At 40.7% G+C, this 21962-nt stretch carries 15 protein-coding genes; all 15 read left to right on the top strand.

The window, feature by feature from the left end; all coding sequences use genetic code 11:
• Positions 1-14 precede the first annotated feature (14 nt).
• From BUR11_RS21190 to BUR11_RS21180, 15 genes are read left to right on the top strand one after another with little or no spacing between them, the layout of a single operon-like run.
• Positions 15-1742, top strand: coding sequence for a phage tail sheath family protein (locus BUR11_RS21190; protein ID WP_074226052.1), 1728 nt, complete (start codon positions 15-17; stop codon positions 1740-1742).
• 25 nt (positions 1743-1767) lie between these two features.
• Positions 1768-3255: a phage tail sheath family protein gene (locus BUR11_RS16415; RefSeq protein WP_074226051.1), complete on the top strand. Its 1488-nt coding sequence runs from the start codon at positions 1768-1770 to the stop codon at positions 3253-3255.
• A 39-nt stretch (positions 3256-3294) separates the two neighbouring features.
• Positions 3295-3729 carry a phage tail protein gene (locus BUR11_RS16410; RefSeq protein WP_074226050.1) on the top strand — a complete coding sequence of 145 codons (435 nt, stop codon included), beginning with the start codon at positions 3295-3297 and terminating at the stop codon, positions 3727-3729.
• 4 nt (positions 3730-3733) lie between these two features.
• On the top strand, positions 3734-4204 hold the full coding sequence (locus tag BUR11_RS16405) for a phage tail protein (protein WP_074226049.1): 471 nt from the start codon (positions 3734-3736) through the stop codon (positions 4202-4204).
• 3 nt (positions 4205-4207) lie between these two features.
• Positions 4208-4363 (top strand): DUF5908 family protein, encoded by a 156-nt coding sequence (locus tag BUR11_RS21185; RefSeq protein ID WP_159439236.1) that lies wholly within the window; start codon positions 4208-4210, stop codon positions 4361-4363.
• Between the two features lie 13 nt (positions 4364-4376).
• Positions 4377-5168, top strand: a complete 792-nt coding sequence (locus BUR11_RS16400; protein ID WP_074226048.1) for a CIS tube protein — start codon at positions 4377-4379, stop codon at positions 5166-5168.
• 1 nt (position 5169) lies between these two features.
• Entirely contained in the window at positions 5170-6924 is a 1755-nt protein-coding gene (gene vgrG, locus BUR11_RS16395) for a type VI secretion system tip protein VgrG (RefSeq protein WP_074226047.1), read from the top strand.
• A gap of 2 nt (positions 6925-6926) precedes the next feature.
• Positions 6927-7205: a PAAR domain-containing protein gene (locus BUR11_RS16390; protein ID WP_074226046.1), complete on the top strand. Its 279-nt coding sequence runs from the start codon at positions 6927-6929 to the stop codon at positions 7203-7205.
• 1 nt (position 7206) lies between these two features.
• On the top strand, positions 7207-7620 hold the full coding sequence (locus BUR11_RS16385) for a GPW/gp25 family protein (protein WP_074226045.1): 414 nt from the start codon (positions 7207-7209) through the stop codon (positions 7618-7620).
• Complete coding sequence (locus tag BUR11_RS16380; RefSeq protein ID WP_074226044.1) at positions 7617-10982, top strand: baseplate J/gp47 family protein; 3366 nt, start codon at positions 7617-7619, stop codon at positions 10980-10982. The genes BUR11_RS16385 and BUR11_RS16380 overlap by 4 nt, the downstream gene beginning before the upstream one ends.
• 8 nt (positions 10983-10990) lie before the next feature.
• Positions 10991-15226: a hypothetical protein gene (locus tag BUR11_RS16375; RefSeq protein WP_074226043.1), complete on the top strand. Its 4236-nt coding sequence runs from the start codon at positions 10991-10993 to the stop codon at positions 15224-15226.
• Between the two features lie 10 nt (positions 15227-15236).
• Positions 15237-18884, top strand: coding sequence for a carboxypeptidase-like regulatory domain-containing protein (locus BUR11_RS16370; RefSeq protein ID WP_074226042.1), 3648 nt, complete (start codon positions 15237-15239; stop codon positions 18882-18884).
• Positions 18881-20446 carry a contractile injection system tape measure protein gene (locus BUR11_RS16365; protein WP_074226041.1) on the top strand — a complete coding sequence of 522 codons (1566 nt, stop codon included), beginning with the start codon at positions 18881-18883 and terminating at the stop codon, positions 20444-20446. The genes BUR11_RS16370 and BUR11_RS16365 overlap by 4 nt, the downstream gene beginning before the upstream one ends.
• A complete protein-coding gene (locus tag BUR11_RS16360) occupies positions 20440-21789 on the top strand; it encodes an ATP-binding protein (protein ID WP_074226040.1) in 1350 nt (449 codons plus the stop codon). The genes BUR11_RS16365 and BUR11_RS16360 overlap by 7 nt, the downstream gene beginning before the upstream one ends.
• A complete protein-coding gene (locus tag BUR11_RS21180; RefSeq protein WP_159439235.1) occupies positions 21786-21962 on the top strand; it encodes a hypothetical protein in 177 nt (58 codons plus the stop codon). Before BUR11_RS16360 ends, BUR11_RS21180 begins: the two co-directional genes overlap by 4 nt.

Below are 21962 nucleotides of genomic sequence, written 5' to 3'. Positions count from 1 at the left end.
CAAATAATCCGAATATGGCAGACTACAAAACCCCTGGGGTTTATATTCAGGAAATATCAACCCTTCCCGCATCGATAGCCCCCGTGGCAACGGCCATCCCGGCATTTGTCGGCTACACAGCTACACGAATTAAAAATGGAGAATCCCTCCCCGTCAATACACCGGTAAGAGTTAGTTCTTACCTGGAATACAAAGAGATTTTTGGAGAATCTTACCCCGAAGATTATGGGGTAACCTTGGCATTGGACGCAGATGGAAATACTGAAGTGACCATTAACCCTCCTAGTAGTTTTTCTCCTTATCGTATGACCTACCAGATCTACCAGTACTTCAATAATGGAGGTGGTCCTTGCTACATCGTTTCAGTAGGAGGATTTGTAGCAGGTCCAAATCCACCAGCAACTTCCATTTCTCCGACAGATTTGATCGCGGGAATCAAAGTATTAGAGGAAGAGGATGAACCCACCATCTTGGTTGTACCAGAGGCTGTGATTCTAAGCAATGTGGATAGAAAAACGATCCATGAAACCTTGTTGGCCCAATGTTCAAAATTGCAAGACCGCTTCGCAGTAATGGATGCTTTACACTATGGAAGTCAAAGTGTCAAAGAAGATGGGGATTCATTTCGAGCCGAGGTAGGTACCAGTGACCTAAAATATGGAGCAGCTTATTATCCCTCTCTCAAAACGTCACTGTATAATTACTATTCGGAAAGTGCCTTACAGATTACAGATAATAGAGGAGGTGCTGGCTTAGGCCCATTCCATGAAAAAAGTTTATTAGCCCTGGGAAATGGAGATGCCTTTGCTACGGCTACTATTCGAATCAATAACAATGCTGCTATAGATGGAGATATTTTTACGGTAGGAACCACCGCTTATACAGAGGGAGTGGATTTTACAAAAGGGGCAGGAAATGCCACAACTGCAGCTGCATTAGAGACAGCATTAGCTGGAGATTCCGATTTTTCTGTGAGCAGGGATGGTGATACGCTTACACTTACAGCTAAAACTCCTGGGTCGGATGGAGGGCTAATCCCACTTACCTACGATGATAATGGTGATGGAGGTGCAGTAATTTCCGGATCCGGAACTTTCTCCTGGCAAGCTCCAGACAAAACACTTTACAATTTAATAGTGAGCAAGCTCCAATCTAAGAAAATGGAACTTTATCCTTCTGCCTCTATTGCTGGAATTTATGCAAGAGTAGATAGACAAAGAGGGGTGTGGAAGGCTCCAGCCAATGTAGATGTTGCTGGCGTGATTAAGCCTGTAATTGCGGTAAGTGCAGAAGACCAAGGATTATTAAATGTCGACGCCACTTCAGGAAAATCCATCAATGCTATCCGATTTTTCCAAGGGAAAGGAAACCTGGTCTGGGGAGCGCGAACCTTGGCTGGAAATGACAACGAATGGAAATATATCCCAGTAAGAAGGCTCTACATTTTTGTGGAAGAATCGGTCAAGAAAGCCACTGAATTCGTGGTATTCGAGCCCAATGACTCTAAAACCTGGCTTCGTGTGAAAACCATGATCGAGAACTTCTTAAGCAACCTTTGGAGGGATGGAGCTCTTGCAGGTGCTAAACCAGAAGACGCATTTTTTGTAAAAGTGGGCTTAGGTCAAACCATGACTCCAGTGGATATTTTGGAAGGAAGGTTAATCGTGGAAATCGGTATGGCGGCAGTGAGACCGGCAGAATTCATCATCCTGAAATTCTCTCATAAGCTTCAGGAATCCTAATCAAACTATTTAAATCAATTTAACAATGGCAAGTCAATCTACACCCGGTGTTTATATCCAAGAAATCTCCACATTACCTGCCTCAATAGCAGCGGTTGAAACAGCAATTCCCGCATTTATTGGTCACACTGCAACTGCAGAAAAAGACGGAGAAAGTGTAAGAGGAGTACCAACAAGGATAACCAGCATGCTGGAATTCGAAGCAATCTTCGGAAAAGCAAACCCCGAAACCTTCACCATCACAGTTGAGGATACCTATGATGCGGAAAAAGGAACCACTGAAAAACTTATCAATAGGAAAATAACGGCAACACCTCCTCCAGATCCGAGCCCATATAAATTGTATTACTGTCTTCAGATGTATTACAACAATGGCGGGGGACCATGCTACATCGTATCGGTCAACGACTTTAATAACCTACCTGCCAAAGGAGATTCGGCAACTGCAACTAGTATCCTGGGCGGGCTTGAAGCACTCAAAGCCATTGATGAACCTACCTTATATGTTTTCCCAGATGTGATCGAAGCAACACTTCCTGAAACCACCGGTACAGTTTATAAAGATATTTATGATGCAGCATTGGCACAATGTGAACTCCTCAAAGACAGATTCGTGATCATCGATGTAAAGGATGTCACTTCCGATCCTTTTGACGATGCCACTAATTTTAGAAGTAACTGCATCGGTTCCTCCAATCTCAAGTATGGGGCGGCTTATTACCCCAATTTGAAAAGTTCATTGAATTACGCCTATGATCCGACTGCATTAACCATAACACATACTTCCACCTATCCTTCAGATCCGGTATTAATAGAAGCAGGCGCACAAGATACTTTACCCTTGGAAGCCTCCAATGATGCGGATCCAAGTGTCCTAAAAAATGAACCCAGTCTTTACAGAAGTGTCATAGCTGAAATAAATAAAAGCTATATAACACTTCCTCCTTCGGGAGCAATTGCTGGAATTTATGCACGTGTAGACAGTCAACGAGGAGTTTGGAAAGCTCCTGCAAATGTGGATGTTAGATCGATCATCAGCCCTTCTAAAAAGGTATCCCATGAACAGCAGGCAAATTTAAATGTCGATGCTACTTCAGGTAAATCCATTAATGCCATTCGAACATTTACAGGAAAAGGAACCTTGGTTTGGGGAGCAAGAACCCTTGCTGGAAATGATAATGAATGGAAATATGTACCTGTCAGAAGGCTCTATATTTTCATTGAAGAGTCGGTCAAAAAGGCCACCGAATTCGTGGTGTTTGAACCGAACGATGCCAATACTTGGCTGCGTACCAAAACCATGATCGAAAATTTCCTATCCAAACTTTGGAGAGATGGAGCCCTCGCAGGAGCAAAACCCGAGCAGGCATTTTTTGTCAAAGTAGGTTTAGGCCAAACCATGTCCGCCCAAGACATACTTGAAGGCAGGTTGATTATTGAAATAGGGATGGCCGCTGTCAGACCTGCAGAATTCATCATCCTGAAATTCTCTCATAAGCTCCAGGAATCCTAATTGTATAAACCAGAACTACAAACTTAAAATTATCAAATTATGGCAGTAGCATATCCAGTTTCCGTCTTCCATTTTCAGGTAGAATGGGGCGGTACAAGAATCGGCTTCACAGAAGTATCAGGACTGACAGTGGAGCTACAGAGTATCGATTACAGAGAAGGTAGCTCTCTTGAGTATCATGTCAGTAAAATGCCAGGTATCCCCCAATACTCCAACATCACGTTGAAGCGTGGGATCTTCAGGGCAGACAACGAGTTTTTTCAATGGTTGAACACGGTAAAAATGAACAACATTGAAAGAAGAGATCTGACTATTAGCTTATTGAATGAAGAACATGAGCCTGTAATGGTCTGGAAAGTGAAAGAAGCTTGGCCTTGTAAAGTAGAAGGACCATCCTTGAACTCCACCGGAAATGAGGTAGCAGTGGAAAGCATTGAGCTTTGTCATGAAGGGCTTGCCATAGAAACGCCATAAGCTGATGACGATCTTTCATCCACCTACCGGCTTTCACTTTTTAGTCCGATTCGAAGGACTATTGTTGAAATATCCTGCTATACCTGATTTGGGATTCCAAGAGGTTTCAGGTTTGGACGTGGAAATTGGAGTGGAAGAATACGCAGAAGGCGGCGAAAACAGGTTCAAACATCGAATGCCTAACCCCGTCTCCTATCCCAATTTGGTGTTGAAAAGAGGGATGGCAGTAAGCTCTCAACTTGCCAAATGGTTTAAGGACAGCGTGGAAGGTTTTCAGTTCGAGGCTCAAGATATCACAGTCATTCTTCTCAATCCGGATAGAGTCCCCTTACAAGCTTGGAATTTTGTAAACGCCTGGCCCGTCAAATGGTCTATTGAGGGATTGAATGCAATGGAAAATACCATTGTCATCGAAAACATAGAATTCGCTTATCAATATTATCGACGAATTAATCCAGACGATTTATTGCCTTAAAACATGCCCATAGAAATCAAAGAACTCATCATTCGCACAACAGTAGATGCTGCAGAAAGCAAACCCACAGGAAGAGGTGAAAAAAAGCCAGATCCTACCGCGATTCTTGATGGAATCCAGGTATTAAACAAGCTCATAAAAGAGAAAAACGAACGATAATAAGAGAGACCAAATGGCACTTTCAGATATATTTTCCCAAAAAGGAGGGTTAGAAAAACTAAAAATTACCGCATTTAAGGATGAGGAATTTAATGAAGCCACTGCGACTTATGTGGTGATGTATAACCCTACTACTTTTAGCCAGGAATTTAAGTCTAAATGGATTCCTGAAGAGGGGCCTGCAGATGGCAAGCAATACCAATTCAGAACCTTAGAATCCGACTCTGTTGCTTTTGAATTTCTTTTTGATGCTACCGCAGCTTCACCTCCAAGTGCCGATAAATCTGGTGAAACCAATTTTGATTATTTGGGAGATGATGCTCCGAATTTGGATCAGATCAGTTCGAATAAAATCAATGCCATTGACTTGATCAATGAAGACAAACATGTAGATCGAGCCATTCGGAAATTCTTGGACATTACTCAAAACATCCAATCTGATACTCATAAGCCCAATTACCTTCAAATCAATTGGGGCGCCTATCAATTTCGTGGGGTATTAGCTTCAGCTACCATCAACTACAAGCTTTTTGATAGTTCTGGTTTACCGATACGGGCTACCGTCAGTGCCAACTTTGACCAATCGCTCTCGAGACAAGAACAAGCAGCTACTACTGCCCGAAATTCCCCAGATCTTACCCATGAGCGCGTGGTCAAATCCGGCGATACCTTATTACTGATGTGTCAGCGAATCTATGGAACCCAAGAATATTACCTGGAGGTAGCAAAAGCCAATAAACTTGGGAATTTCAGAAAGCTCATACCAGGACAAAAACTCATTTTTCCACCCTTAGCAAAATCTTGATATGCCAGAAGCATCTACCTCAGCTAGAACGCAACTTGACTTGGCCACTTTCAAAATCTATTCTGATGGCCAGGAATTACCACCTTCTGTAGGGGTGGCCATGATTGCTGTGCGCAAGGCAGTCAATAAAATTCCCATGGCCAAAGTGGTGCTGTTTGATGGAGACATAGCAACAGGAGAATTCCAATTGAGTGAAGGTGATTTGTTTAAACCCGGAGTCACTTTAAAAATAGATGCGGGGTACCATAACCTTGAGGAGACAATTTTTGAAGGAATAATCATCAAGCATGGTTTAGAGATCAATACCCAATCGGCATCTAAACTAACCCTTGAATTAAGGGATCCGGTCATCAAAATGACTGTGGGTAGAAAGAATAAATACTTTTTTGAAAGCACCGATAGTGACGTAATGGAAGAGTTGATCGGAAACTATAGTTCCCTGCAAGCAGAGGTTGAAAATACCACATTAACCCATGCCGAAATCGTTCAATACCATGCCACCGATTGGGATTTTATTTTAAGCAGAGCAGATGTCAATGGTCGCATTGTAACCACTGAATCGGGTAAAGTAACCATTCAAAAACCCAATACTACTGCTGATCCCCTCTTGGAGTTGGTATATGGCGACAATGTGGTGGAGTTTGAGGCAGAAATGGATGCGAGAAGACAATTCGCAGCAACCAAAGCGAGTAGCTGGGATTTTATCAAACAGGAAGTATCAGAAAAAGAGGGGAGCGATCCTTCCATGGATTTTCAAGGAGACTTAAGCGGCAGCGATTTGGCTGATGTTATCGGCTTAGAATCTTTTCAATACCAACATGGAGGTCTGATGGCAGATGAAGAACTACAAGCTTGGACTGATGCGGGGTTAATGCGCAGCCGACTTTCCAAAATACAAGGAAGAGTGAAAATCCTTGGGGATAATCAGGTGAAAGTAGGAGACATGGTGGAGCTAAAAGGCTTTGGGAGTAGATTTAACGGAAAGGCATTTGTATCTGCAGTTTACCAAGAGATTTCGCCAAACCAAAAATGGTTTACACATCTTGGACTAGGCTTAGACCCAAAATGGTTTGCAGAAGAATACGATGACATTTTAGATAAGCCAGCTTCTGGTTTACTCCCAGCAATTCAAGGGTTGCACATAGGAATCGTCACTGCCCTACAAGATGATCCAGAAGGAGAAAATAGAATCCAGGTACGGCTGCCTTTGGTCAGCCAAGATGAAGAGGGAGTTTGGGCTAGATACGCTTCTCCAGATGCAGGAAATGAACGAGGAATTTACTTCAGACCGGAAATTGGAGATGAAGTAATAGTAGCATTCATCAATGAAGATCCTAGAGACCCTGTCATCTTAGGAATGTTACACAGCAGTAGTAAGCCAGCTCCGATCGAAGCTTCAGATGACAATCATGAAAAAGGAATCATTACGAGGGAAAACCTCAAAGTAATGTTCAACGACGAGAAAAAGACCATAGACATAGAAACTCCCAATGGAAATAAAATTCAGTTGACAGACGATGAAGGTGGGCTGGTTTTAGAAGATGAAAATGGAAATAAAATCAGCATGAACAGTGAAGGAGTCACCATAGAAAGTGCAAAAGACTTAATTCTTAAAGCCAGTGGAGATGTTTCCATTGAAGGAACAGGAATAGAAATCAGTGCCAGTTCACAATTAAAAGCAGAGGGATCCGCAGGTGCAGAATTATCCTCTGGAGGACAGACGGTTATTTCAGGATCAGTAGTACAAATCAACTAATCATGCCAGCAGCAGCAAGAATTACAGATACAACCAACCACGGAGGAACCATTTTAGGTCCTGGAGAATCCACTGTCTTAATCGGAGGGCTTCCAGCGGCAGTGATGGGTGATAATCATGCCTGTTCACTGCCTCCTAATTCACATCAACCGACAGTAAGTGCTTTTCTCATTGGAAGCACTACAGTTCTGATCGGAGGAAAACCCGCATTGAGAGTAGGTGACACTTGTGTTTGTGGCGCTTCAGCTGCTGTAGGAGAACCAACGGTAATTATAGGATAACATGGAAGAGCAAGAATCATTTTTAGGAAGAGGCTGGGGGTTTCCAGTAGGTTTTAATTCAGAAAGCCTACAAGTAAACTTGGCCGAAAATGAGGAAGACATTCAACAAAGTCTAATCATTCTACTAAACACTACACTTGGAGAACGGGTAATGAGGCCGGATTATGGGGCCAATATGGAAGATTTATTATTTGAAGCCCTGAATGTTACCACCGCCACTATGATCAGTAATCGGATCAAAAAAGCCATTCTTTTTCATGAACCGAGAGTAAAAGTGGAAGACATCGACCTGAGACCAGAATATCAGGATGGCAAAGTTGAGGTAATAATTACCTATGTCATCATCTCCACCAACAACCGAAGAAACTTGGTTTATCCTTATTTATTCATAGAGGCAACTGACTTGAAATTATGAGTAAAGACTGCAACGATCTTACCCTTTCCGGAAACGGAACAAACCGGACCCAAAGGTTATTAAAAAGCCTTTTGCCCGAGTATGTCCTAGTGGATGAGCGGAACATGGAAGATTTGCAGGAGTTTGCAGTGAAAATTGCTTCAGAATTAAAATTTATCAAGAATGAAAAGCCTTGGGACGGTACCACCGATTGGAAAGGATTTTTTGATCAGAAAATCCAGGAAAATCAAGCTACAAAACCTCATTTCGCCCTATTCCTAGCATTTTTAAAGCTTTTCAATTTTGCCCAACAAGACATCAATGGATTAACCAAAAGGCATCTGGATTTTTACTATAGAGATGTTCTTCATTTGAAAGAGGAACCTGCTATACCCGATCAAGTTTACCTCATCCTAAAACTAGCGAAGCATACACAGGCTCATCAATTACCAAAAAACACGGCATTTAAAGCAGGAAAAGATGATTTAGGGAAAGAGATTCTATTTAATAGTACCGATCAAAATGTACTGAATAAATCAGAAGTCACTGCCTTAAAAGCGCTCTATAAAGATGAAAATGGTCGGCTTTACAAATCGGAAATAGCGAATTCAGCAGACGGAATTGGAGGTGAAATTCTTTCAGAAGAAAAACAATGGAGAAGCTTTGGCAGACCTTCCAAATTATTTCCTGAACAGGACCGGGAGCTTGCGACTATTGGATTTGCTGTAGCATCCCCTATCCTACTACTCGGAGAAGGACTAAGAAAAGTGTCACTCAAACTAAGCTTTGAACCTGAAGAAGGCCTGTTTGAGGAACTCCAAAAACTTGCCTTAAATGAAACCTTTGAAATCTGGTTTAGCGGTGAGGAAGAGTGGATCCCAGCCACTATTGGATGGGAAAATGATACTTCTGATGAGAAATCCGCTGCCTTGGAATTTTTGAACAAAGTAACCCATTGGAAAGAAATTGCAGGCATAGAACCTCAATTCGGACCCGTAATAGATAATCCGGAATTTGGAAAACACCGCCCATTTAAAGGGTATGATATAGGGGAAGTCGCCGCTAAAAATATATTAAGTAAAAGAAACTCACTTCCTTCAAAAAAATTCGCTTCTATAGAGCAGGTCAAAGAAGTGCGAGGTATCGGTGAAGATAAATACCAGGACTTGTTATACACTTTTCGACAAGCAAAACACCAATTGATCAAACTAGATGATCGAATAGACCTAATTCTTCGCTGCCAGCTCTTGCCTGAAGATCCTGCCGTTGTTCCATATCAGGAGGAAGTACTATTACAAAGTATTCATACCGAATCTCCGGTAATGAAAATCAATTTGGCCAATACCTCACAGAGCTATGGCTACGATATCTTAAAAAACTGTTCCGTAACAAATGGTAATATTTCTGTTGAGGTTACAGGGGTTGAAACCTTGGTCCTTCAAAATGACCAAACGGTCCTTCCTTTAGGTAAAAACATTAAACCATTTGGTTTCAGACCTGTAAAAGGCTCCAATTTTTATGTGGGAAGTCAAGAGGTGTTCAGTAAATCTTTAAGCTCTTTAGACCTTCATCTTCAATGGCATGGTTTACCAGAAGATGAAAAAGGATTTGAAGATCATTATTCAAAATACTCTACCAGAAACAATGAAAGTTTCAGTGTAGAGGTGGATTTCTTAAACAGAAAAGAGTGGACACCCATTTCCTCCGAGAATAAATTATTTTCTGCTGCAGACGGGGCTCCTCTTTCTGAAAATAGAACCATTTCTTTAAATGAAGACGTTTGGAAACATATTTCTCCAGCCCCTGATCTAGAACCTTTTTCTCAACTATCTCCAGAGATTAGAAGAGGGTTCATTCGACTGAAATTGAATTCTCCGGACTTTGGTCATAAAGAATACACCAAATTATTTGCTGAGGGTGCTTTAGCAGAAACCCCAGCCCTTCCGAATGAACCTTATACTCCAGAGCTCCAATCCGTCAAGTTAGACTATAGCTCCGAAATAGAGATGGATTTGTTGAAGACTCCCCATGATGGATTCTTCCATATTGGGGCATTTGGAGAAGCGTTGGTATCTGAAGATACGATTCCCATTCCTTTGCTACCTCATTATGAACAGGAAGGGGAACTCATGATAGGATTTTCAGATCATCAAATATCCCAAAATATCCAGGTGTTGATCCAAGTGCTGGATGGTACTGCCAACCCAGAAAAATTGATTCCCGAAATCAACTGGAGTTATTTAGCAGGGAATAAATGGATACCATTTGATCAATATTCTGTCTTAAAAGATGAAACCAATGGCTTAATCCAATCCGGAATGTTGGCCTTTGCCATGCCTAGAGCTGCTGATAACCAGCACAGTATTTTACCAGATCAACTTACTTGGATCAAAGCTTCAGTGTCTCAAAATTCTGACGCGATCCCTGATTTTATTGGCATAATGGCACAGGCCATCAAAGCTGAATTTGAGTCTAATGAAAATGATCCTTTGAGGGTTGCAAAAGTGATCCCCACAGAAACCATTAGTAAGCTAAAAATTGGAAACGCTGCCATCAATAAAATTCAGCAGCCTTTTTCTTCTTTTGGAGGAAAGACAGAAGAAGCCCCCGAAGATTTCTACCAGCGAGTTAGTGAACGCTTAAGGCATAAGCAGCGAGCGATTACATTGTGGGATTACGAGCACTTGGTACTTGGTCAATTTCCTGAAGTCTATCAGGTCAAGTGCCTAAATCATACCTCCTATGATGGAGATTTGACAAAATATCGAGCATTGGCTCCAAGGCATGTCACCTTATTGGTCATTTCTAATGTTCAAAATAAAAATGCCGTAGACCCTTTAAGACCCAAAACCAGCGTAGCTCAACTGGAGTCCATTCGTGAGTTCGTGACAAAGATTTACCCTCCTGGAGTTTTACTACATGTGGTCAATCCAGTATATGAAGAAATTCAAGTTAAAACCAAAGTTCGATTCCATGCTTGGGCAGACAAAAATTTTTATGCCCGGAAATTAGAAGATGACCTCAAACAATTCCTTTCTCCCTGGGCCTTTGAGACTGATTTTGATTGGACATTCAATGAATCCCTCCACAGTTCTGTGGTCTTACATTTTGTGGAAAAACTGGATTATGTGGACTACTTAACCTGCTTTGAACTTTACCACTTAGTCATTAATCCTATTTCAGGTGACATCCTTTCCAAAAAAAGAGTAGAGGAAGCCAAAGGAAGTAGAGGTGTTTCAATTTTAGGATCTATTGGAAAGGTCAATACCTATGGAGACCATTTGATAGAAGTATTGGAAACAGAGGACTGTCTCTGTGAAGATAATATTGTCAAGCCTGCTGCCAGCATTCCTTCAGTAGAAGATTTAGATGAAGCTTTTTGAACAAATTAATGGAAAAATCTATCACCATATCGAAAGCAAAACCCACCAGCAATAGCATGGATTATGAACTATTGCGAACAGAAGCAATAGGTTATATCCAAAGAATAGGTGGAAAAATATGGACTGATTTCAATAGCCATGATCCTGGGGTTACCATATTAGAGGTCTTGTGCTTTGCCATTACTGATTTAGGCTACCGTAGCAATTTCCCCATCGAAGACTTATTAGCTGAAGAAAATGGAAGTTTGAAAAACCAGTTTTTTACTCCCTCCCAAATATTACCAAGCACTCCAGTGACCATCAATGATTACCGGAAATTGCTAATGGATGTCGAAGTGGTGGATGTAGAGGATTCAGACTGCCCGAGAGCTGGGATAAAAAATGCCTGGATCATTTTAAGGGAAACTAATGAAATTGAAATCTTCCCGGACCGAAAAGAAAAATCACTAGCCTATCAACCATTTCCAAGTAGCGAAAAGGCCCTGCAGCTCGGAATCCTTTACGACGTTCTTTTGGAATTTGATACCTGTGAAAAACTAGGTGATCTCAATGAAAATAAGATCAGTATGGAGATCCTAGTCGATGAACACCCAGATTTTTCGGGGGTGGTCATCGATATACAGATTGAATTTCCACGCTGGGATACCCAAGAGGTAGATTGGAACGATCCATTATCCATCAGGAAAAAAATTCATTCCATTGAAATCCAATTTCAAAATGTCCCGGACAATATTCAATTGGAATATAAAATCGGTCCTACCAAACTAATACATATAGAAGGTAATAAACTAGTTCCTGAAGGTCTGGAAGCTTTAACTGGAATGGGTACCCTTAGCAATCAGGTCAACGAGTTCACGTATGAAAATGAAGAGGGGAACCTTTCTTTTTATTTGAAAAAAGTCACGAAAATCAATGAGATTCTGGAAGCATCCAAATCCAGTTTGCAAGCTCATCGAAACCTCTGTGAAGATTTTGTGGAGTTTCATGCCCTGCGGGTAGAAGAAATATTGGTCTGTGCGGATGTAGAGCTTTCTCCCAATGCTCCCATCGATGAGACTGAAGCTAAAATCTTTCAGGCCATCTCTGCATTCCTTTCCCCACAGGTTAATTTTTTCAGCTTGGAGGAAATGCTCAACCGTTGCAAGGACGAGGCACTTCCTATTTCAAAAATTCAGCAGAATCCTGCAAAACTTTGGCTTGAACTGGGGGAAGAAGAATTACCAAAGCCTAAATCTAAACTAAGTATCATAGGCTCTGGAGGGAATGTGGGATTATATGAGGTGCTCCAATCTAGGTTAGATCCCAAAAATGGCAATCTATGTGAGATCAGTTTGAGTCCAAACTTCCCCTCCCCTGTCCTTATGGATGATGATCAGGTCTTTTTAGGGGATTGGGAGGAATCACAATGTACTCCAACAGAAAAAATATTTGAAGGACCACTCCTAAAGCATGGTTTTATCGACAAGGAAGACTTGAAGAAAGCGGAAAGAATGTCCAGCATCCATGTTTCCGATCTCATCCATATTATCATGGATATTGAAGGAGTATTAGCGGTAAAAAGCATACAAATCGCCAACAAACCCCAGGACAATCAGTCAGGATCCATCTCTTCAAAGAGCGTAAGATGGTGTTTGGAATTGGCTGTGGATCAATATTATGTACCAAGACTAAATATTGAACTCTCTAAAATCACCTATTACAAAGAGGAGCTGCCTTTTAGAGCAAATCGGGAAAACGTAGAAGATCTCTTGGATCAATTCCAATCTGAAGAGCGGCAACAAAAAATCTATTACCCCAAATTAGATTTTAATCTGCCCCGAGGAAATTACAGAAACCTGGAAGATTATGAATCCATTCAAAATGACTTCCCTTTAGTTTATGGAATTACTGAAGCCGGGCTTCTGCCAACCTCCCAAGGAAGGCCTAATTTGGTACAGGCAAGTCAATTGAAATCCTATTTAATGGTATTTGAACAGTTGCTTGTCAATTACCTCAGTCAACTGGCCAATGTCAGGCACCTGTTTTCATTGGATCAAAGCAAAGATGAATTTGGGAACTCAGCTATTGATGCCACTTATTTCTCCAAAAGTTTGGAAAATCTCGTTCCCAATGGAGATTCACTTTGGAAGGACCTGGTAGGCTTAAGAACGAAAGTCAAAGAAATCACAGAGAGCCCAGAAGATTTTTATATCCGAAAAAATCGGTTTTTGGATCATTTGCTTGCTCGCTTCGCTGAACAGTTTACTGATTACGGATTACTGGCATTGCGACTCAATCCAACGCAAGGCCAAATAAGGTTAATAGAGGATAAGCTGACTTTTCTGAATAAATACCCAAAAATCTCTTCTCAAAGAGGGAAAGGCTTTGATTACGCCATAGGAAATCAATTCTGGCACCAGGAAAATCTTTCAGGATTAGAAGAAAGAATCCAAGGTCTTACTGGTATCCACAAAAAAGGTGTGGATTGGCTTCGCTTTTCTCCTTCCTTTGAAATTTTTGAGAATTCTGGAAGTTGGGAAGTGAGATTGAAAAATTCCTCTGATCAAATTGTCTTTCAATTAGATGATACTTATGTCAGTCATGAAGAAGCTTCAATTGCCCTTGAAACCATTTTGATGATAGGATCCAATCTGGAGAACTATTCCATACTTTCCGGGGATTCTGGATTTTATTTTGTCTTAAGCTGGAAAGATGAAGACTTGGGAACTAGCTTCAAAATAGACTTTGGAGATGATATGGAAGGAGGAGATACGGATTTAGCTCTGATTGAAGTTTGGCAACTTTTCAGAAATGAATTCCTTTATAACTCCCTAGCCAACAGGAAAAATTTAAGTCTGGCTTTAGATGCATTTTGGGAAACAAGCATTACCGTAAGTCTAGCTCCTGCCCCTCCAACTTACCTATTGGAATACACCCTAAAAGATTCCCCATTTGGAACTGGCAACCCATTATTGACAGGAAGTTTGGAGGTTGAAGTCCCAGATGCTACCTCAGAGGCAGAACTTCAAACATTGGCAGAGGCACGGCTGGAAGAACTCATTTGGCAGATTTGTACTGCAGGAGTCATGGAGTTCGCATACCTTACTGACCCCGCTCCTTACACTGACCCCTATAAATTTTCCTTAACTGATCCAATTCGCGGAGGCCTATTGACCAAAAGCTTTGAATCCAATTTCAACGATCCATTCGCTCAGGCAATTCAAAACGGAGATTGGGGCGACCTTTGGTTAGAACAAGAAGGATTTGAACCGATTGTATTAACAATTTCTGAGGCAATTGCCCAAGGTCCTTTCATCCAGATCAAATCTTCTCCACTTCCTCCCAAAGGGGATAACATCAAGTTTGAAAGGGCTTTTGAAATCATTGGATTGGATATCGAAAAACATGAATTGAAAATAAATGGGCTCCATCAAACCAATTTTAAAGATCTGAATAAGATTGATATTCATCTAATAATCGGTCTCAAGAAATATGAAATTGAATATGTACTTCTCAAAGTACGGGAAGAAGATGGTCAAACTATTTTGGTTACCAAAGAGGAGCCCAGACCTGATTTGATTGAAGACCCAGAAAATACTGAGGAACAACCAGGAGGTCAGGTCATTATTAAAAGGTCGTTTGAAGTAATAGCGACTCAGGTAGATTCCTTTCAAATTGCCGGAGGCGCAGATCAATTGGCAATCCAAAAAGTCCAGGAATTTTTTGTTCAGGAATTTTTCAGTCATGAGGGGACACATTTGATAGAACACATACTTCTTCGTCCCAAGATCAAAGGAAAGTACCAAGTGCCTGATGGAATGGGTGGGTACTCTACAGAAGTTTTGGAAGATAAACTACTAGATCCACATGCCGAGGAAGCATGTGTATGCACGCTAGATGATCCATACACTTGTATGGCACATGTCATATTACCCTATTGGGCAGGGAGATTTACTAGTACTGATTACCGAAGATTTCTGGAAAAGAAGATCAAAAAAGAAGCTCCTTCTCATGTCTTCCTTACCCTTTGTTGGATCAGTCCCAAACATATGAAAGACCTGGAGATCGCCTGGAAATTATGGCTTTTGGAATCTCTGAAGGTAAATCAAGAGCCCAAAGAGCTCTCCGATTCATTAGAAAGGCTTATTGAAGCCCTTGCAAAAATCCGAAATGTCTACCCTGTCGGCACACTTCACGACTGTGATGAAGGGGACAATTTGGAAAACTCCATTATTCTCAACTCCTCTTCATTGGGAGAATTTTAACTAAACGATTATGAGCCAGATTATTTCAACTTATCCGATTTTTGAAGGCAGCCAGGTACTGACCAGTTCGCAGTTAAATCAACTTACCTCATACTTGGATCAGCAGGGGAGGCTGACCCGATCAAAACTAATTGGAATCGGGAATGTATGCGGAATGCAAATCCAACCATTTCCGCAGGGATTACAAATATCCAAAGGACTTGGAATAACTTCGGAAGGCTTTTTAATCCAAGCGGGCACGTTTAAAGCAACTCATTATAGACCTTACCAATTGCCAGAAGGAGTTGAATACAAACCTTTCAAGGATGTCGATCATGAGGTATCTCTTTTTGAACTACTCACAGAAATACCAGAGGATAATACAGGAGTAAAAAAATTGACCAATCCAGCCAATTTTTTAAACAATAAGTATGTGCTGATTTTCCTTGAAATTTTTGATAAGGATCTCAAATCTTGCTTAGGAAATGCCTGCGATGACAGAGGGAAAGACCGACTATTTTCCATCCGGAGATTACTTGTTTCTCAAGCAGATTTAGATAAAATCCTGACCAAATCTTCCAATGTCACTACACCTTTTCCAAACGGGTTGGAACTGCCGGATTTCTATGTTCAAAAACCACTTTTTTATCCAGGTAACCCAGAATCAAACGAATATGGATCATTTGTAAAATTCTATCAGGAACACATTTCCAAAATTTTAAATGAAGAATTGAAGGAAGCATTATCCTTAACATTTAAAACATTTGAGCCCATTTTGGGCAAAAGTTATGGCTTCGAAAACCCTTTTGAATCCTCCACCTTATCAGATCAATGGGATGGAATTAATTCCATATTAACGGCGGATCCCAATGAAATCCACGGGATTCAATACCTATGGGATTTTGCCAAGGAATTGATCAAAGCATACCTGGAATTCAAATCAGTGGCACAAGAGCTTTGGTACACCTGTCCCTCAGACAGTTCACTTTTCCCATTGCATTTGATGCTGGGAAGGGCCAGGGTTGATTTGGAGACACAAAATCAGTTTTTGAAATATCGGCATGGTTTTATTCAGCCTCCAATTTTCAATCAGCAAAAACTTCTTGCTGAAACTTGTGTCCAACGACACCGCCGGTTGGTATTATTGTTTGAACAGTTGGAGTTAGGAATTTTTAATCGGGAAGAATTTGAAAAATTCCCTGTAAAAATCACTCCATCAGTAGAAAAAATCGGGTTGTTGGGAGATCGGGCGATTCCTTATTACTACGATATAAAATCAAAAAGCAATCTTTCTACCTGGTATTCCTTAGAGGAAAATTGGGTAGACCCTGGAATTCCTCAGCTAATTTCAACCAAACGAATGGGGGTTCAAAGCTACGATAACCAACCCGATGTGGAAGCTACTGAAGCCAGTAACCCTTTGGAAACTCCCCTTTTCTATGACTTAGAAAGTTATCCTTTTTTAAGAATAGAAGGACATCTGAGCAAATCCTTAGGAGAAACAGTCAGTCAACTAAAGAAGTTAATCATTCAATTTAATTTACCCATCCATGTGGATGTGTTACACCTAGGTGAAATTGAAGAAACTGAAATAGTAGAAAACTGTGGATGGAAAGACCTTCAGGAAGAATATTCCTTCCAAAGGAGAATTGTGGTAGGATTCATAAAAGGGTTGAAAGACATCTTTGAGTATGCCACTGAATATGCCGAGAAAAACGAAGAGGAAGACTTTACTGAGGAAGAATTATATCAAAAAGCCTCAGAAACATTGGAAATGCTGTTGTCTATGGCTGCTGCTTTGCCGGAATGCCTGAAAGATTTACAATGGGAAAACTTCCAAAATGCTTATAAAAAGCTTCTTCAACTTTTAATTGATTTTGTACTGATTGATCAAAAACTGCTGGAAGAAATAAAAGTGGATCCAAATAAAGAAAACGAAGTGGATTTCTTTAATGGATTACTCATGAGGATTTCCCCTTTCTTATATCAAATTCTGGATTTGTTATTTTTCTCCAAACTTCAACGAGTTTATACCAGCTACCAATCCAGGTTACTACTAATTCTTCGATCCAATCAATTCAGCAATTACCTCAAAAAACACCCAGGCCTTACCCATGAAGCGGGTGTCCTGAAGGCAGGAACCTTCTTTCTCCTTCACGACCCCAAACAAGAGCGCATCATAGGGGACTTTAGCCTCCCTTATTATTGTTGTGAATGCACTCCATGTCTGGAAGCCTGCACAGAGGATGCCATCGTCCTCCCTCCTTTCGCAAGACCGGATTATGCTATTGCCTTTACCGAAAAGAGCACTCGACTTGAAATTACCATCAATGATTTTTTGACTTCTGGAAGGACCTACGAAGTGATTTTATTAGGGAATAACTCAGTTCAAAATGGACAAATCAAAAAGCTTCCCAATAGCAATACCATTGAATACATTTCTGCAAAAGGATTTACAGGGATTGATAGTTTTCAATACATCCTTCGTGATACAGAAAGTAAATTGAGTGACCAAGGGAAAGTGTCCATTTTAGTGAAAGGAATTGAAGGTTGTTACTCCGTTGACATACTTGCTTGTTGGGGTATGGAACGTGTTAGACAAGCATTAGAAGAACGAAAAATTGACGCTTCCAATGAAGATGACCAACGTGCATTAGAACTTCTGCTATCCAGTCTCCAAAAGACCAAAGGCTTTACAGATGAGGATCTTAACAGTGGTATTCTGGAAGAAGATGCAGAAAGACTTGCACTATTGAGTTGTTTGGGGATTGCTACCGACGGAATGAGTTATCAACAAATGGAAGAAGCGATTCTGAATCATCAGGCTCAAAATTGTGGTGGGGTCATCATTCCCGAATGCGACTCTATGGCGATTGAAGGCAAAGTAACTTCAATTGATGGAAAAGAACTTCCCGAAGTACATGTCTACATAGAAGGAGTAGATTCAGATACATTTACCGATGGCTCTGGAAATTATAGCCTACAATTCCCATTTCCAGGGCAGACAGTCATTTTCGAATTTGAAGGTTTCGTCACTCAAGAAGTAGACGTTTGTAATCAAAAACTGGTCAATGTAACCCTATCCCCAAGTGCTCAGCAGGCAAGGGAGTGCTACTCGATCGCCATAATTTCTACTTGGGAGGAGAATTTCATCCGAGAAGTGGCTAAAACCAGAGGCGTTCAAAACCCTTCCGGAGACTTAACTTCTGTGATTGTAGGGTTATTGACGAATCTAAGGGAATCAAAAGGTTTCACTTCTAGCGAATTGGCGGATACAACAGTCTCCAATTTTGAAAGACAAAAAATGATTCTGGAAAGTGTAGGGGTCGATACCTCCCTGATGAAACCTGAACAATTTGTCTCGGCTATTTTATCCTATCAAAACAGCAATTGTGGAAGTAGAACCGAAGATATGATCATTGTTAGAGCAGAAAGCCTTCCCGAAGCAGAACTCAAAAAATACTTAGACACCAATCGGGTTTCTTACTTGCCGGGTGCGGATAAGACTGTGTTGGTAGAAACTTTCAACGCCCATACGACAGATTCTACTATCACCAAAAAAGATTTGGAGATCTTCAAAAAAGAAACGCTTTTGAAATTGTCAGAGGAAAAATCCATTGAGGTAAGGCCATCAGATACCAAGGCACGGTTGATAGAAAAATTACTCGGCAAAAAATGAGCACCCATTTAATCCATACTCAGGTGATCGAAGCCAGCTTTAAAAATAAAGCTGCAGCGATGGAAGGACAAAAAATTCTTCAGCAGCGATTTTATGAAGCTATGCTACCTATTATGGATCAAGTAATGCAAGAATACAAGAATGTGAAACATCCGATTCGAATAGATAAATTGGAATTGGATATAGGGAAACTACCGGCAGATATACCAGAAGATTTACTCAAACAACGGCTGCAGGAAGCCTTTGAAACGGAATTAAAAAAAGCATTTCTAGAACAAGTCCTCATCCCAAATCCATCCTTGCAAAGGACTTCTAAAACTTCTGCTTCGGGAGAACAAATTCAGCTGAAATCTGATGCTGAAATTCTCTTTATTTATTTAGAATCTGGACGTCTTCCCTGGTGGGTTTCTCAAGAAAGAAAAAAGGAGTTTGATACCATTTTGGAAAAGGTCATCAATGAACAACCCGAGTTGTTGACCACTTGGTTGAAAAACCTCCCCATCTCTTTAACCATCTCGAAAAGATTGGTCCAAATCATCCAAGAAAAGCAATTAGAAGTTTTAATTTCAAAGGGTTCAAATTGGACCTCCAATTTATCTTTTTTAGGACCGCTTGGAACGCTAGTGAAAGCACTTATCCACAAATCCTATTTAAGGCCTCCTAAAGTTCATCTTTATTTAAAAAGTCTCTTCTTATTTTCTCAATTAAACCATCAAAATAAGTTATCCACATTCCTAAACAAATCATTCGTGAGTTTAGCGAAGACTGATGAGAAAAATATAAAATCAGATTCAGAATTCATCCAAGTTATTACTTCTATTTTGCTTCATTTCGATGATTTGAAGGATAAGCTACCTGATGTGGATAAGTATTTATTCCATCCAAAACTTACCCGTCAAATCAGTTTAAAAAAGATCAGTGGTAATTCCTATTGGCAAAAAATAATAGAAAATATATCCCTCCAGCCAAAATCAAAAAATCACTTATCCACATGGCAAAAGGAAGTGGTTTTGCTAAAAAATGAAGAAAAAAGGCGGTGGAATAAAACCAGTCCAGAGTCAGATGAATCTATTGTTATTCACAATGCAGGGCTTGTTCTTACAGCTGCATTTCTTCCCAGCTTTTTTGCAACTATTGGACTTGTTGAAGCAAAAAAATTCGTTTCCAAAACAGATCAAAGTAGGGCTGTATTTACCCTTCAGCATATGGTTTCGAACAGCCAAATTGAGGACGAATCCGAATTGCTCCTGAATAAATTATTATGTGGAGTGCATCCCTCGGATTCTTTGGAATTTGTACTCCCTTTGGAGCAAAAGATTTTAGATGAAATCCCTCTGTTATTAGAAAGCATGGCAAGCCAATGGACTGCTTTGAAAAGTAGTTCGGGAAAGATGATTTCGGAAGGATTTTTAAAAAGAGAAGGTTTGCTCCGAAAGGTCCAACGTGGCTATCAACTTCAAATTCAACGACAAGCTTTTGACATTCTCTTGGACAGGCTTCCTTGGAGCATAGGACTTATCAAACTTCCTTGGATGGAGGAACTAATTTCTGTAGAATGGTAAACTTGACTGCACATAACGCCAGCACAATTCAGGCTGAACTTGATTGGCTTCAGAGCATTTTGAAAGCCCGCTCCGCGATGAATGCCAATGCAGGGAATAGTGTTAGGGAAGTATTGGAAATCCCAGCACCCACATTGGAGAATGCCACAAGTTCCTATGCGAAATTGGTCCATCAAATGGATTTGAGTGCTGCCGAACGATTCCTTCTAATTTTGGCAGCAGTTCCCCATATCAAGCCTCAAATGCTGGACATGTTTATGGGAAGGAACCAACTGACACAACAGATCTACACAGAGTTTGGAGGAAGGAAAGGAAAAAATCATAATGGATTCTTACCTACGGGGGAGACGGTCCTTTTCATACTAGCCGGTGGAGATTTAGAAAAGCGATTCAAATACCTCCAATTATTCGATAAAAGTTCCAAACTCTTCAAAGAGGGATTGTTGAATCTGAGTGAAACAGATTCTGATGAACCTTACCTCAATGGGACCTTGATCATCAATAGGGATACCTTACAGGAAATCACGAGTGGATCGGCACGAAAACCTGATTTTAGTGCCGAGTTTCCTGCTCAATTGTTAGAAACCAATATGACTTGGGAGGATTTAGTTCTCAATCCACATACTGAACTTGAACTCAAAGAAATAGAAATCTGGCTGAAGCATAAAGATAAATTATTGAGTGATTGGGGCATGAAGAGAAAACTTAAACCAGGATTTAAGGCCCTGTTCTATGGCCCTCCTGGAACAGGAAAAACTCTCACTACCACCCTTTTGGGACAAAAATTAGGCTTAGATGTTTATAGAATTGACCTTTCAAGATTGATTTCCAAATACATTGGAGAAACCGAAAAAAATCTGGCTAAGATTTTCGATCGGGCAGAGCGCAAAGGTTGGATCTTATTTTTTGATGAGGCCGATGCTTTGTTCGGAAAAAGAACTTCGGTTTCTGATTCCCATGACCGATATGCCAACCAAGAAGTCTCTTATCTGCTACAGCGAATAGAGGAATACGATGGCTTGGTGATTTTGGCTACTAACCTAAAAAACAATCTGGATGAGGCATTTATGCGACGCTTCCAAGCTTCTGTATTCTTTCCAATGCCTCAAGTGGACGAGCGTAAAAAACTATGGACCAAAGGTTTTCCTGCAGTGGTCCAATTGGAAGAACGAATTAACCTTCAGGAAATCGCAAAAAGTTACGAACTCTCGGGTGGTTCCATCATTCAGGTGATCCAGCACAGCCTACTGATGGCACTGGATAAGAATACCAATGAAATTAAACTTGGAGATATACGAGAAGGGATACGAAGAGAATATCATAAAATGGGCAGGACGATATGAGAAAGAAAGTCAGAAAAAAGCCTGATCAGGAAATAGAAAAGGAAGAAGTAGTCGTGGTGGTCAATGAAAAAGAAAAACCTCAAGTCAAAATGACACCGGTAGAGGAAGAACAAGAGCCTATGACCCCACTTGCTGCAGCTTCGCCAATGAAAACAAAAGTCGAAAAGAACTAA

The sequence above is a fragment of the Algoriphagus halophilus genome (assembly GCF_900129785.1).
GTDB classification, from domain to species: Bacteria; Bacteroidota; Bacteroidia; order Cytophagales; family Cyclobacteriaceae; genus Algoriphagus; species Algoriphagus halophilus.
Note: the sequence above shows the minus strand (reverse complement) of the source record. Positions and strands in the feature narration are given on the sequence as shown.